Source organism: Streptomyces sp. NBC_01485 (genome assembly GCF_036227125.1).
Lineage (GTDB): Bacteria > Actinomycetota > Actinomycetes > Streptomycetales > Streptomycetaceae > Streptomyces.
This window is the reverse complement of the sequence record NZ_CP109435.1, coordinates 2521708-2535501: the sequence shown is the minus strand read 5'-3', so window position 1 is coordinate 2535501 and position 13794 is coordinate 2521708. Positions and strand designations below refer to the sequence as shown.

General features: G+C 69.9%; 13 protein-coding genes and 2 pseudogenes. 4 read left to right on the top strand and 11 right to left on the bottom strand.

The features are described 5' to 3' along the window. Positions 1 to 100: 100 nt before the first annotated feature. The 3 genes from OG352_RS11720 to OG352_RS11710 all read right to left on the bottom strand — a co-directional run bounded on the left by OG352_RS11720 (position 101) and on the right by OG352_RS11710 (position 2857). The gene (locus OG352_RS11720; protein ID WP_329216555.1) at positions 101 to 694 is read right to left on the bottom strand and encodes a winged helix-turn-helix domain-containing protein; all 594 of its coding nucleotides are present in this window, start codon (positions 692 to 694) and stop codon (positions 101 to 103) included. Positions 695 to 1064: 370 nt separating this feature from the next. Further along, entirely contained in the window at positions 1065 to 2096 is a 1032-nt protein-coding gene (gene glnII / locus OG352_RS11715; RefSeq protein ID WP_329216553.1) for a glutamine synthetase, read from the bottom strand. Between the two features lie 284 nt (positions 2097 to 2380). Further along, complete coding sequence (locus tag OG352_RS11710) at positions 2381 to 2857, bottom strand: MarR family winged helix-turn-helix transcriptional regulator (protein WP_329216552.1); 477 nt, start codon at positions 2855 to 2857, stop codon at positions 2381 to 2383. Positions 2858 to 2962: 105 nt separating this feature from the next. On the opposite strand from OG352_RS11710, the gene OG352_RS11705 reads away from it, so the two are divergent. Further along, positions 2963 to 3811: an alpha/beta fold hydrolase gene (locus tag OG352_RS11705; RefSeq protein ID WP_329216551.1), complete on the top strand. Its 849-nt coding sequence runs from the start codon at positions 2963 to 2965 to the stop codon at positions 3809 to 3811. Positions 3812 to 3863: 52 nt separating this feature from the next. On the opposite strand, the gene OG352_RS11700 is transcribed toward OG352_RS11705, so the two are convergent. After that, entirely contained in the window at positions 3864 to 4223 is a 360-nt protein-coding gene (locus OG352_RS11700; RefSeq protein ID WP_329216550.1) for an arsenate reductase family protein, read from the bottom strand. 143 nt (positions 4224 to 4366) lie between these two features. Here OG352_RS11700 and OG352_RS11695 point away from each other — a divergent pair, with 143 nt between their 5' ends. Then, entirely contained in the window at positions 4367 to 4687 is a 321-nt protein-coding gene (locus OG352_RS11695; protein ID WP_329216549.1) for a hypothetical protein, read from the top strand. 123 nt (positions 4688 to 4810) lie between these two features. Here the strand turns inward: OG352_RS11695 and OG352_RS11690 are convergent. Then, positions 4811 to 5107 (bottom strand): annotated as a pseudogene (locus tag OG352_RS11690) (DNA glycosylase AlkZ-like family protein); the annotation flags it as partial. A gap of 2 nt (positions 5108 to 5109) precedes the next feature. Here OG352_RS11690 and OG352_RS11685 point away from each other — a divergent pair. Then, a pseudogene (locus tag OG352_RS11685) lies at positions 5110 to 5766 on the top strand (DUF2252 family protein); the annotation flags it as partial. A gap of 185 nt (positions 5767 to 5951) precedes the next feature. Here the strand turns inward: OG352_RS11685 and pspAB are convergent. The 5 genes from pspAB to glnA form a co-directional block, all read right to left on the bottom strand. Continuing rightward, a complete protein-coding gene (gene pspAB / locus OG352_RS11680; RefSeq protein WP_329216548.1) occupies positions 5952 to 6566 on the bottom strand; it encodes a PspA-associated protein PspAB in 615 nt (204 codons plus the stop codon). A 5-nt stretch (positions 6567 to 6571) separates the two neighbouring features. Next, the gene (htpX, locus tag OG352_RS11675; protein WP_329216546.1) at positions 6572 to 7492 is read right to left on the bottom strand and encodes a zinc metalloprotease HtpX; all 921 of its coding nucleotides are present in this window, start codon (positions 7490 to 7492) and stop codon (positions 6572 to 6574) included. Positions 7493 to 7611: 119 nt separating this feature from the next. Next, positions 7612 to 10284, bottom strand: a complete 2673-nt coding sequence (locus OG352_RS11670) for a phosphorylase family protein (protein ID WP_329216544.1) — start codon at positions 10282 to 10284, stop codon at positions 7612 to 7614. A 144-nt stretch (positions 10285 to 10428) separates the two neighbouring features. Beyond that, on the bottom strand, positions 10429 to 10686 hold the full coding sequence (locus OG352_RS11665; RefSeq protein WP_329216543.1) for an SCO2583/SCO2584 N-terminal domain-containing protein: 258 nt from the start codon (positions 10684 to 10686) through the stop codon (positions 10429 to 10431). Between the two features lie 123 nt (positions 10687 to 10809). After that, positions 10810 to 12219 (bottom strand): type I glutamate--ammonia ligase, encoded by a 1410-nt coding sequence (gene glnA / locus OG352_RS11660; RefSeq protein ID WP_329216542.1) that lies wholly within the window; start codon positions 12217 to 12219, stop codon positions 10810 to 10812. A 197-nt stretch (positions 12220 to 12416) separates the two neighbouring features. Between glnA and OG352_RS11655 the strand changes: the two genes are divergently transcribed. Then, the gene (locus tag OG352_RS11655) at positions 12417 to 12884 is read left to right on the top strand and encodes an RDD family protein (protein WP_329216541.1); all 468 of its coding nucleotides are present in this window, start codon (positions 12417 to 12419) and stop codon (positions 12882 to 12884) included. A gap of 91 nt (positions 12885 to 12975) precedes the next feature. On the opposite strand, the gene OG352_RS11650 is transcribed toward OG352_RS11655, so the two are convergent. Continuing rightward, complete coding sequence (locus OG352_RS11650; protein ID WP_329216539.1) at positions 12976 to 13680, bottom strand: DUF4191 domain-containing protein; 705 nt, start codon at positions 13678 to 13680, stop codon at positions 12976 to 12978. Between the last annotated feature and the right edge of the window lie 114 nt (positions 13681 to 13794).

The window sequence follows — 13794 nt, the reverse complement described above, 5'->3', positions numbered from 1 at the left end:
GGAACCGTCCTCTGCTGAGGGCAGAGGGGCAGAGGGGCAGAGGGGCAGAGGGGCAGAGGGGCAGAGGGGCAGAGGGGCAGAGGGGCAGAGGGTCCGTGGGTCAGCGGGCGGTGGGCGGGGTGAACTTGTAGCCGACCCGGCGCACCGTCTGGATCGACTGGCGGTGCCGCGCGCCCAGCTTGCGGCGCAGCCGGGCGATGTGGACGTCGACCGTGCGGCCGTCACCGACGTGGCCGTAACCCCACACCGTGGTGACGAGCTGGTCGCGGGTGTGCACCCGGTTCGGGTGCGCCACCAGGTGCGCGAGCAGCTCGAACTCCAGGTAGGTCAGGTCGAGTTGCTGCCCGTCCACCTCGGCGGTGCGCTGCACGGCGTCGACCCGCACGAGCGGCTCGCCGACGCCCGGCTCCGGCGACGGCGGTGACGGTACCGGCTGGAACGGCTGGCGCTGGTCCGCCGGGATCAGGACCAGGTAGCCGACCATCGCCGGCCGGCCGGGCAGCGTGGGCAGGGTGTGCTGCGGTGCGGGCAGCCAGGTGGCGCCGGGCGGCAGCAGATCCGCGACGTCCACCACCTCGTCCGGATCGACGGCCCGCAGCCGGTGCCGGGCGGCGTTCTGGACGGGGCCGACGGGACTGACGGGGCTGATGGTGCTGGGGAGAGGAGCGGAGGAGAGAGAACGAGTGGTCGCCATGAGAGGTCAGCTCTTTCGCGCGAGAAGTTCGTCGGGAGGGACGTACGTCATCTCGCGTCGGCGAAGGCCGGGGTGTACGGCTTTAGCGGGCCGACGCGTTCGTCGCGCGGCAACACACCCGGTCGAAGTCGTGGTGCTGACGGGAAGGCCAGAAGGGCTCGAGGTCATGGCGACCCGTCGCGGAGTACTTCTGGAAGCTGGCCATGGCCCCATTGAAGCAGACACGCGCCCGTTACAGGAGCCTCTTTCTCACAGCTTGGACGCTTCCTTGGCATGACTTGGCACGGATCGGATCAGCGCGGAGAGGGGCGCCCACCGTGACGGCGGGCGCCCCTCTCCGGGAAGAACCGGGGATCCTGAGACCCTGGGATCAGACCTGGCCGGCCTTCTCCAGCGCCGAGCAGCAGGTGTCGACGATCAGACGCGTCACCAGGTACGGGTCGACGTTGGCGTTGGGGCGGCGGTCCTCGATGTAACCCTTGCCGTCCTTCTCGACCTGCCACGGGATGCGGACCGAGGCGCCGCGGTTGGAGACGCCGTAGGAGTACTCGTTCCACGGGGCGGTCTCGTGCAGGCCCGTCAGACGGTCGTCGATGCCGGCGCCGTAGTGCTTGACGTGGTCGAGCGGCTTCGAGCCCTCGCCGAGCGACTCGCACGCGGTGATGATCGCGTCGTAGCCCTCGCGCATCGCCTTCGTGGAGAAGTTGGTGTGCGCGCCCGCGCCGTTCCAGTCGCCCTTGACCGGCTTCGGGTCGAGGGTGGCGGAGACGCCGAAGTCCTCGGCGGTGCGGTAGAGCAGCCAACGGGCCACCCACAGGTGGTCGGAGACCTCCAGCGGGGACACCGGGCCGACCTGGAACTCCCACTGGCCGGGCATGACCTCGGCGTTGATGCCGGAGATCGCGAGACCGGCGGCGAGACAGTTGTCCAGGTGCGCCTCGACGACCTCACGGCCGAAGATCTCGTCGGCGCCGACGCCGCAGTAGTAGCCGCCCTGCGGGGCCGGGAAGCCGCCCCTGGGGAAGCCGAGCGGGTAGCCGTCCTGGAAGAACGTGTACTCCTGCTCGATGCCGAAGATCGGCTCCTGACCGGCGAACTTCGCGGCGACCTCGGCGAGCGCGGCACGGGTGTTGGACTCGTGCGGCGTCATGTCGATCTCGAGGACCTCGCACAGGACGAGGATGTCGTCGCCGCCGCGGATCGGGTCGGGGCAGGTGAAGACCGGCTTGAGGACACGGTCCGAGGAGTGGCCCTCGGCCTGGTTCGTGGACGACCCGTCAAAGCCCCAGATCGGCAGCGCGTCCAGGCCGACGGGCTCGCCCGTGACGATCCTGGTCTTGGAGCGGAGCTTGGCGGTCGGCTGGGTGCCGTCGATCCAGATGTACTCAGCCTTGAAGGTCACGGGCCACTTCCTTCGGGGGTGTGTCTGACGCACTTGCGGGTGCTGCGGCGCTGCGGCACTGGGGCGCCACCTGTTTGCCCGGAAGCTTGTCAACAGGCGATTTCCCGATCATTGCCCAAATGTGAACCCCGTGTTACCTGGTGGTTCTGTGGTGCGACTCACGGTGTGAGAACACCGACCCGGCAGCAAGTTGCCGTTCGCGGTCGCAGAGGGGCGGCAGCCGACAGTGGGCGGCGGCTGCCGGGTGACTCGTATGCGATGGGGTTGGGACGCGCGGGACCGGGTCATGCCTCAGGTCGGCTCTCCTCGGTCGCCGCTTTCCGTACGCCGTCCAGGAAGCCCTGGATCGCCGCCCGCTCCCGCTCGTCGTAACCCCGGAGCAGTTCCGTCACCTGCCCGATGAGCGGACCGAAGAAGGCCTGGCCGAGGGCGACCGCGTGGTCGTCCACCTCGATGACGACCTTGCGCCGGTCCGCCGCGCCGCGCGTCCGGCGGACGTGACCGGCCCGTTCCAGTCGGTCGACGAGGGCGGTCGTGCCCGCCGAGTTCAGCCCGAGCGCGGCCCCGAGCCGCCCGGCCGTCATCTCCTCGTCCGCGCGCCTGGCGTCCATGAGGGCGATCAGGGCGCGTACGTCCGTCGGATGCATGCCGTTGCGGTTCGCGAACCGGGCGCTGTGCAGGCCGAGTTCGACCGTCACCGCACGCAGCAGGTGGACGGTTTCCAACTCGGTCACCGGCTCCGGGCTTTCGGTCGGCGGCATACGGCTGTGCTCCCACGGCTGCTGTCCTGCTCGGTTATTGTCTTGGTCGGCGAGTATCTTGTGCAGCGAGATAATACGGGACGTGGGACGGTGGCGGGAGGCTCGATGGTTGCGTACGACGACGGTGCTTTTCAGGCGGCCTACGACAAGGTCATGGCCAAGTGGCCGGGAGACCGGGAGGCGGTGACGGTCTCCACGCCCTTCGGTACGACGTACGTCAACGTCTGCGGTCCGCGTGACGCGCCCCCGCTGCTGCTCCTGCCCGGGGGCGGGGGAGCGACCTCCGCCTCCTGGTACGCCCAGGCGGCCGAACTGGCCCGGATCCGGCGGGTGTACGCCGTGGACCTGATCGGGGCGGCGGGGCGCAGCGCCCAAGGAGGCGGCCTGCGGAGCGTCGCCGACCTGGGCGACTGGCTGGACGCGGTGCTCGCGGGGCTGGGCGTCGAGCGGGCCGACGTCGGCGGGCACTCCTACGGTGGCTGGATCGCCCTGCACCACACCCTGCGCGCCCCCGAGCGTGTACGCCGGCTGTTCCTCCTCGACCCGACGCGGTGTTTCGCCGGGTACCGGCCGGCGTATCTCCTGCACGCCCTGCCCATGTTGCTGCGGCCCACCCCGCGCCGGGTGCGGGCCTTCCTGGAGTGGGAGACCGGGGGAACGGCTCTGGACCCCGACTGGCTGCGGTTGCAGGAGACGGCTGCGGGGTTCCCGTCGGGGAAGCCGGTGACGGGTCCGCGTCCCGGGCCCGAGGCGTTGCGGACCCTGGACGTGCCGGTCCTGCTGCTCGTGGCCGCGAACAGCAGGACCCATGACGCGTACGAGGTGACGACCCGGGCCGGCGAGATGGTGCGCGGTGTCGAGACGGTCGTCCTCCCGGACGTCTCCCATCACGCGCTGCCGCCCGCCGCGCCCTCCAGAACGGGCCGCCGCCTCGGCGAGTTTCTCGGCGGCTGAGCCTCGCCCCGCCTTCTCGATCGGGGCATCGGCCGGCCGGCTCTCAGCCCGGCTAGCGGGACAGGGCGTCGCGTACGGCCTCGTCCGTACGGGCCACCAGCGCGGTGCCGTCGTCGGCGGTGATGATCGGGCGCTGGATGAGCTTGGGGTGCGCGGCGAGCGCGGTGATCCAGCGTTCGCGCGTGTCCGCGTCCCGCGCCCAGTCCTTCAGGCCGAGTTCCTTGGCGTCGGCCTCCTGGGTGCGGGTGATGTCCCAGGGTTCCAGGCCGAGACGGTCGAGTACGCCCCTGATCTCGTCCTCGCTCGGTACGTCCTCCAGGTAGCGGCGGACGGTGTAGTCGGCGCCCTCGGCGTCGAGGAGCGTGAGGGCGCTGCGGCACTTGGAACAGGCGGGGTTGATCCAGATCTCCATGGCGCCCACGGTAGCGGGCGAAGGTGCCGAAAGCCCCTGTGATCAGGGGCTTTTGTCAGTGGTGGGCAGTAGAATAGGAGCAGTGTTCGAGGGTCCGCCGGAGGGGTTCCGGGTCGGGCCCTGTCCGCGACAGGAGGATGCCTGTGCCCGCTGCCGCACTGAAGCCGAAGCCGTTGCCGATACCGACCCAGTCCACCGCGAAGCGTTCCGTCCAGCTCGATCTGCCCTATGTGCCCGTCGAGAAGCGGCCGTTGCCGCCCGGGCGACCGCGCGACTGGTACGTCATGCACAACCGTCGCCTCAAGGCCATGCGCCTTGCGATCGCCCTCCTCGACCTGGGGGTGTACATGCCGAACCAGGCCCGCAACGAGAAGATCCGCAGCACGGCCCAGCTGATCAACGTTCACCCGCCGTCGGACACGACGTGCCACATGGTGCGGGCACTGCTGCGTTACTCGCGGTGAGCCCGGCGCCGGGCGCCGTCGTCCATGACGGCGCCCGGCGCTGCCGCGCGAGGAGTAAGAGGAGTAACAGGGGTCGCCGCGTGACGAGTTACAGCACCCACGCACTCCCAGAACCCGCAGCACTCACCCCGCCAACTCCTTCTCCGCCGGCGTCCGGAACCTCGGGGTCACCCGGGTCGCCCCCAGCCACGACCCCAACCGCTCGGCCTGCGCCCCGATCGCCGCCTTCGCGTCCCTCCCCACACCCTCCTCGTCCAGGATCCGCCACGCGACCTCGCCGTCGGACCGCTGGGCCCGACTCCCCACCACCTGCCCGTCCCACCACACCGTCGGCCCCACATTGCCGCTGTAGTCGAACAGGGCGGGCCGCAGCTCAGGGGCCAGACACCAGTCCCGGCCCTGCCAGCCCATCGCGGTCGGTCGACCCGCCGCTGCTCGAACCGGCCGGCGCCTCCGACGGCGCCGCCCTGCGGAAGATCTTCAGCGACTACCGCTCCACCCTCGCCGAGGAGCGCCGCGTACTGCTGGACCGCTACCGCTTCGTCGACGCCGCCCGCAAGGTCGTCGGCGTCGGCAGCGTCGGCACCCGCTGCTTCATCGTGCTGCTCGCCGGGCGCGACACCGGCGATCCGCTGTTCCTCCAGATCAAGGAGGCCCGCGCGTCCGTCCTCGAGGAACACCTGCCGAACGGCCCCTACGGCCATCCCGGCCACCGGGTCGTCGCCGGGCAGCGGCTGCTCCAGGCCGCCGGCGACATCTTCCTGGGCTGGATGACCGGGCCGCAGGGCCGCGCCTTCTACGGGCGTCAACTGCGTGACATGAAGGGCTCCGCCGACGTCGCCGGCATGTCCCCGGCCGACCTCCTGGCGTACGCCCGGCTGTGCGGCACGGCCCTGGCCCGCGCCCACGCCCGCTCCGGCGACCGCATCGCCATCGCCGGCTACCTCGGCGGCGCCGACACCTTCGAACGCGCCGTCGCCGACTTCGCCCTCGCCTACGCCGACCGCACCACCGCCGACCACGCGGCCCTGGGCGCGGCGATCGCGGCGGGGGTGGTGACGGCGGCGCCGGGGGTCTGAGGTCAGCCTCGCACCGGCAGGGGGCGAGCACAGCCCCAGGGCCGTCACCCGGGGGCCGTAGTGCGCGACGAGGTCGGCCACCGTCTGTCCGCTCATGCTGAACCCGACGAGCACCAGCGGCCCGTCCGCCGGAACATGCGCGTCGATCACGGACACCGCAAGCAGTACAGCCGGCCAGGGCCGGTTCAGAGGCCGGGGGCTCCCCAGACCGGGAACCAGCGGCTCAGGTCCTGTTCGATCCGTAGGTCGTTCGTCAGGGCGGCCTTCACCTGTAGCTCCAGCGGGTTGTCGCGCCGCTGTCCACCACCGGGCAGCGGCGCGAACGGGTAGAACGTACCCCTTTTGTACAGATACACGAGCGCCAGCCGACGCCCGCCCCCGGCCCCTGTCTCCGCCACTCCCGCCCCCGTCTCCTCGAACCCGGCGAGGGAGCACAGCAGTTGGGGACCGAAACCGTTGACCTCCATCGCGCTGTTCACCGCGTGCAGGTCGTTGACCAGGAGCGGCAGTTGGTCGGGGGTGCGTTGCGAGACCAGCCAGGAGTAGCCGTAGCCGTCGCGCAGGAGCCGTACCGGGGGGCCGGTGCGCTCGGTGTCCGCGTCGAGGAGCGCCTGGACCTCGCGGTGGGTCTGGTCGAAGGCCGAGCCCTCGACGGTCGCGAAGCACACGGCACCCTGCCCGGTCGGGACGAACCCGGCCGCCGCCTCCAGCGTCACCGCCGCGGACGGCAGTGCGAACAACTGATCGAGGTCGGGCATGACCGGCTTCGTCCGGCCGAGCAGGATGTCCAGCAGCCCCATGCGCCTCAGCTTGCCTTTCCAGGAGTGGCCGCCTCGCCCAGCTCGGCGGAGATCCGCCCGAGCTGCTCGAGCCGCTGCTCCAGGCTCGGGTGGGTGGAGAAGTACCGTTCGATGCCCGGCTCCCGGCCCGTCGCCGGGGTGAAGTAGAAGGCGTTGAAGGCCTGGGCCGTCCGCAGGTCCTTCGTCGGGATGCGGGCGATGTCGCCGGACACCTTCGTCAGCGCGGAGGCCAGCGCCGAGGGGCGGCCGGTCAGTTGCGCCGCCGCCCGGTCCGCCGCCAGCTCCCGGTACCGGGACAGCGCCCGGATGAGGAGGAAGCTCAGCGCGTAGACGGCCGCCGAGACACCCATGATCACGGCGAAGACGACCGCCGTGTTCTGGTCCCGGCGCCCGCCGCCGAAGAGCTGCGAGTAGAACGCGAACCGTACGATCAGCCCCGCGATCACGCCCAGGAACGACGCGACCGTGATCACGGCCACGTCCTTGTGCGCCACGTGCGACAGCTCGTGCGCGAGCACGCCCTCCAGCTCGGCCGGCTCCAGCCGCCGCAGCAGCCCCGTCGTCACGCACACCACCGCGTGACCGGGATTGCGCCCGGTCGCGAAGGCGTTGGGCATGTCCATATCGGACACGGCGACGACCGGCTTGGGCATGTCGGACAGGGCGCACAACCGGTCCACGACGGCGTGCAGCTCGGGATACTCCTCCCGCTCCACGACCCGCCCGCGCATGGCGAACATCGCGATCCGGTCGGAGAACCAGAACTGCGCGACGAACATGACCGCCATGAGCACGACGACCAGCACCCACGACTTCAGCAACACGATCAACGCGACGACGAACGCCACGTACAGAAATCCGAGCAGGAACAAGGTGACCGTCATCCGCACGGTCAGACCCCGGTCGCTCCGGAAACGGCTCTGCATCTGCATCACCCCGCAGTCAGGCACTCGCCCCACTGCCCATTGTGCGCCCGCGCCTGCCATGGACAGCCCGAGATCGGCTCTGCGCCGGGTAAAGGAATGGGGCCGGGTAGAGGAACGGGTCAGAAGTTGGAGATCACGCTGGTGATGACCTGCTCGATCGTCTCGGCCTTCTTCGCGTCGTAGGCCTTCCCGCCGCTGGCGTCCGCGATCTCCTCCAGCACGCTCCTGCCGTTCGCGTCGTCCTCGTCGGCCTTGCTCCCGTAGGCGATGGTGAAGACCCGGATCTGGGGCCGGGCCGGGTCCTTGATCCGCTTCAGCAGCTCCGCCTTGGTCAGGCTGTCGCCGTCCTCGTTGCGGCCGTCGGTGAGCAGCACGATCGCGTTGATGGCCTGGGGGTCGTAGTCGTCCCGCATGGCCTTGGTCGCGGCGTCGAGCGTGTCGTACAGACCGGTCGCACCGTCCGCCTCCAGGCCCTCGACGTTGTCGGACAGCAGGTCGGCGCGGGTGCCGCCGGGCAGCTTCTGGTTGTACGGGCCGAGCGGCACCAGTTCCTTGTAGTCGTGGCCGCCGCCGAGCACGAAGGCGTCGGAGAACTTCCACAGACCGACCCGGTCGGTGCCGGTGAACTCGTCGAACAGGGTGGCCTCGGCCTGCTTCAGGCGCTCCATCTTGGTGTCGCCGGTGCCGGGGATCACGTCGTTCATCGACTCCGAGGTGTCGATGACGATGCGGACGTTGGCCCGTCGGCGCAGCGTCGGCCAGACCTTCAGCAGCTCGACGAGGACGTCGCCCTCGGGCATCGGCATGCGGGTGAACCCCGCCTCGGGCAGGACTCCGTTGGCCTTGACCAGCAGCGCGGACTTCTTGGGGGTGCCCTCGTGGGTGCGGAAGCCGTAGGGGGCGAACCGCTTGCCGTAGATGTCGGGGCTCTGCAGGTACCGGAGGAAGTCGTCGGCGACCGCCTTCTTCGCGGTGCTCATCCCGTTCAGCTCGATGTACGGGTGCTCGGAGAACGGGACGCCGTCCTTCGGATAGAACGAGACCAGGGGGGTGTCCGGCGGGCTGGTCTTCGCACAGCCGTCCGCCGTGCTGAGCGCGCCGCAGGGATAGCCCGCGTTGTAGGCGGCCACGGTGTTCTCCTCCAGCGTGACGGCGGAGATGTACGACATGGCCTTCTGCGGGCTGGTGCGGTCCGCCTCGCGGAGATGGGCGAGGAAGGTCAGCGTCGTGTCGCCGTAGTGGACCGCGGCCTGCTCGATGCTCTTGACGAACGCCTGGTTGCCGACATCGTCGATGTGCGGGACGGCGAGCTCACCGCTGGTGCCCGTCCTGGCGTAGAAGGCGGCGACGGTCGCGTTGAGCCCGGACGTGGAGTACCCCGGGTTGGTCTTGCCGAGTTTGAAGGGACCCCACTCCGGCTTCTTGTGCCCCGCCCAGAAGCCGTCGGCGCTCTTCGCCCACTCGGCGAGCTGACTCCAGGTGAACCGCCGCTCGGGCCAGTTCAGCGCCTCGGCCATCGGCTTCGGCATGGCGATGGTCAACGGGCTCTGCACGATCGATTCCGCACGCTCCGGGAACTGCTGCGCGTTCTTCCCCTTCGCGGCGGCCCTGGCCAGCGACAGCCACGAGCTCCCGGCCGGCGCCCACACATCCGGCTTCGCCCCGTCGGACTCGCCCCAGCCGTCTACCAGGGCGCGCATCCCGTCGCCCGAGTTCTTGTCCTCGACCTCGATCCGCAGGCACTTTCCGCCCGCGGCCCGGTCGCCGTAGTCCTCGGCCGCCCGCCGCATGGGCTCCGACTTGTCGACGGAGGCGGCGATGACGAGCGGCACGGTGTCCGCCTGATCACAGGCCGGCAGAGAGGGCGCGACGGGCCCGGAGAGCGTCGTGGCGTCGTCGCTGCCACCCCCGTCGCCACCGCCCCCGCACGAGTGGATGACGAGCCCGAGGGCCACCGCCCCAGCGGTGAGCGACAACCAGACCTTCGCCCGGCCCTTCCAGCGGCCGGCATGCCACCGGGGAGGACGCGCGGAGGTCTTCTTCTTCACCGGCGGCGACGACGGAGGTGACGTCGGCAGCTCGGCACCGGAGCTCTCGGGCTGGTGCTGCAGCAGGACGGCGACGGCCACCTCCGCCGCGTGGGCGGCCGCCCGCTGCTGGCCGCCGCCGGCGTCGGCCGCACCCTTCTCGCCGTCCGCACGGTCGCTGATCCCGCGGATGACGAGGGCTTCCGTACGGTGACGCTGCGCCGCCTTGCAGAAGCCGAAGCCCTCCATCTCCAGGGCGGCCGCATCCTGATAGGTGCTGTTGAGCAGCCTCCGCAGGTCACCGGACTTGGCGTCGAGCACGACGTCGCCGGAGGCGATCGGCTTGAAGTGGCACTTGCTGCGGACGTCCGCGTAGAGCGCCGTCTGCCACAGGGAGAGCGAGGTGTCCACGGCGTCGGGACGGGCGCCGTTGCCCTCGGCCGACACCTTGGCGCCGTGGATCTCGTACACCTTCGTCGCGACCACGACGTCACCCGGAGGAATGTCGTCCTTGAGGCTGCCCGCGATCCCGACCAGGAGCGCGACGTCCGGCCGCAGCTCGTCCAGGAGGCCGTGCGTGCCCAGCGCGGCGACGACGTTCGTCATGCCCACCTGGGCCAGGTGCACGGTCCACGAGGCGTAGGCGCCGTCGAGCTCGAAGGTCTGCACCACGGTGGCGTTGACTCTCCGCTGCCCCTTGGACCGGGCGTTCTCGGACCTGAGACGGTCCAGCAGCGGCGAGAACTCCACAGGAAGCGCTGTCACGACGACAGCGGTACGCGAAGGACGGACTGTTGTCACCGGACCAACCGTTCTTGTGTTGACCTGGACACCGAGGGTGAGCGAAGAGGCACAAAGTAGCACCGCGCAGCCCAACAGCCCTGGCAGTAAGGCGGATTGCCTCCTGTTCTAATAGGGTGCCCGGAACCGCACGTACCCCAGCAGCAGGATCACCGCGACCACGCACCCCAGGACGAGTGCCGTCGACACCCACGACGAACGACGTGGCGTCACCGGCCCGGGGTCACCCCGGAACGGCACCGGCTCGGGCGGGTTCTCCTTCCAGCGGGCGGCCAGCATCCGGGCCCGCGCGGAGGGTTCCTTGTGCGTCGCGTCGTCCGCCCACCTGAGGTCGAACTCCCGCTCCGTATCGTCCTGTTCGGGCATCCCCGTGTCTCCCCCGTCACCTGTTCTCGAACAGCAGTGCCAGAAACCATACGACGACGCCCCCGCCCTGAGAAACAGAGCGGGGGCGTCGGACGGTCCGCGCGTGAGGTACGCGCGGTCCGATCACACGTCGAAGTAGAGCTCGAACTCGTGCGGGTGCGGGCGCAGCTGCAGCGGGGCGATCTCGTTCGTGCGCTTGTAGTCGATCCAGGTCTCGATCAGGTCGGACGTGAAGACGTCACCGGCGAGCAGGAACTCGTGGTCGGCCTCGAGGCGGTCCAGGACGGCCGGGAGGGAGGTCGGGACCTGGGCGACGCCCGCGTGCTCCTCGGGGGCCAGCTCGTAGAGGTCCTTGTCGATCGGCTCGGCCGGCTCGATCTTGTTCTTGATGCCGTCCAGGCCCGCGAGCAGCAGGGCCGAGAAGGCGAGGTACGGGTTGCCGGAGGAGTCGGGCGCGCGGAACTCGACGCGCTTGGCCTTCGGGTTGGAGCCCGTGATCGGGATACGCATGGCCGCGGAGCGGTTGCGCTGCGAGTACACCAGGTTCACCGGCGCCTCGAAGCCCGGCACCAGACGGTGGTAGGAGTTCACCGTCGGGTTGGTGAAGGCCAGCAGCGACGGGGCGTGCTTGAGGATGCCGCCGATGTAGTAGCGGGCCATGTCCGAGAGGCCCGCGTAGCCGGTCTCGTCGTAGAAGAGCGGCTGGCCGCCGGTCCACAGCGACTGGTGGACGTGCATGCCCGAGCCGTTGTCGCCGAAGATCGGCTTCGGCATGAAGGTCGCGGTCTTGCCGTTGCGCCAGGCGACGTTCTTCACGATGTACTTGAAGAGCTGGAGGTCGTCGGCCGCGGCGAGCAGCGTGTTGAACTTGTAGTTGATCTCGGCCTGGCCGGCGGTGCCCACCTCGTGGTGCTGGCGCTCGACCTGGAGGCCGGACGCGGCCAGCTCCAGGGAGATCTCCGCACGCAGGTCGGCGAAGTGGTCGACCGGCGGGGTCGGGAAGTAGCCGCCCTTGTAGCGGACCTTGTAGCCGCGGTTGTTCTCGACCGCACCGGTGTTCCAGGCGCCCGCCTCGGAGTCGATGTGGTAGAAGGACTCGTTCGCGGAGGTCTGGAAGCGCACGCTGTCGAAGACGTAGAACTCGGCCTCGGGACCGAAGTACGCGGTGTCGGCGATACCGGTCGACGCCAGGTAGGCCTCCGCCTTCTTCGCCACGTTGCGCGGGTCGCGGGAGTACTGCTCGCCCGTGATCGGGTCGTGGATGAAGAAGTTGATGTTCACCGTCTTGTCACGGCGGAACGGGTCGACGCGCGCGGTCGACAGGTCGGCGCGCAGCGCCATGTCGGACTCGTGGATGGCCTGGAAGCCGCGGATCGACGAGCCGTCGAACGCGAGCTCCTCGTCCGGGTCGAACGCCTCGACGGGCAGCGTGAAGTGCTGCATGACGCCCGGCAGGTCGCAGAAGCGGACGTCGACGAATTTGACGTCCTCGTCTGCGATGAACTTCTTGGCCTCGTCGGCGTTCTGGAACATCCAGCTCCTCCTACTCCCGGCCGTCGAGCCGGGGTGGTAGTTCGTTCGTGCGGCCAGTGCGGTGGCACACGCTGCCGTCGACCCTAGGGACGGCTGATTTCTCGGGCGTGACCCAATTGTTTCGCACAAGTTAACCGGACGCCGTCCGGTACACCCCTCGTGTCCGTATCGCGAAACGCTCCCAGTACGGTGGTCGGGTGGACAAGAGGGATGCAATCGGATCGTGGCTCTCGGGCCCCCGCGCGGCGGCCGAGGATGCCGGTGTCGACTTCGGATACCGGGGCGAACAGCTCGGTCTGCCGGAGGAGGGGCCGGGCTCGATCGCCCGCCCGGGACGGCGGCTCGGCGCGCTGGCCGTGGACTGGGGCATGAGCACGCTGATTGCATCCCAGCTGATCACGCACAGCTATGGGCAGTCGACCTCGAACTGGGCCCTGCTGATCTTCTTCGTGATGGGTGTCCTCACCGTCGGCACCCTCGGCTTCACCCCGGGCAAGCGCCTCTTCGGCGTACGCGTGCTCACCCTCGAGACCGGCACGGTCAACCCCCTGCGCGCCCTCCTGCGCACGGCCCTGCTCTGCCTGGCGCTCCCCGCCCTGGTCTGGGACCGCGACGGCAGGGGCCTGCACGACCGCCTGGCGGGCACGGTCGAGGTACGGATCTAGTGCCGAGGCGAGGTGCGGATCTGGCCCCGGAGTACGACGAAGGGGGCGCCCAGTGATCTGGGCGCCCCCTTCGTGACGTGGGAAAGGCGATTCAGCGGGCCTTGCCGCCGCCGCCCTTCGGCAGGCGCATGCCCTTCGGCATCGGGCCCTTGGGCAGCGGCATGTTGGTCATCAGGTCGCCCATGGCGCGCAGCCGGTCGTTGGTGGCCGTCACCTGCGGGCCCGCCAGGACGCGCGGGTACTTGAGCAGGGTGGTGCGCAGCTTCTTCAGCGCGATCTGGCCCTCGCCCGTACCGACGATCACGTCGTGCACCGGGACGTCCGCGACGATGCGGTTCATCTTCTTCTTCTCGGCGGCCAGCAGGCTCTTCACCCGGTTCGGGTTGCCCTCGGCGACCAGGACGATGCCGGCCTTGCCGACGGCCCGGTGCACCACGTCCTGGCTGCGGTTCATCGCCACCGCGGGGGTCGTCGTCCAGCCCCGGCCGATGTTGTCGAGGACGGCCGCGGCCGCGCCGGGCTGGCCCTCCATCTGACCGAAGGCGGCCCGCTCGGCCCTGCGCCCGAACACGATCGCCGTCCCGAGGAAGGCGAGCAGGAAGCCCAGGATGCCCAGGTAGACCGGGTGGCCGATCAGGAAACCGATCGCGAGAAAGACGCCGAAGATGAGGAGGAAGATGCCCGCGAGTACCAGGCCGATCGTCTTGTCGGCCTTGCGGGTCATCTTGTACGTCAGGGCGATCTGCTTCAGTCGCCCGGGGTTGGCGGCGTCCGCCGCGCTGTCACTTCTCGCCATGCCCCGAAGTCTACGTGGCCCCGCAGGTGCCTACGACGGCAGGAGGGGACCGGAAACCGCAGGAGGGAGACGAACCTCAGGGGCGGGCGGGGAACCTCAGGGGTGGGTGAGGGA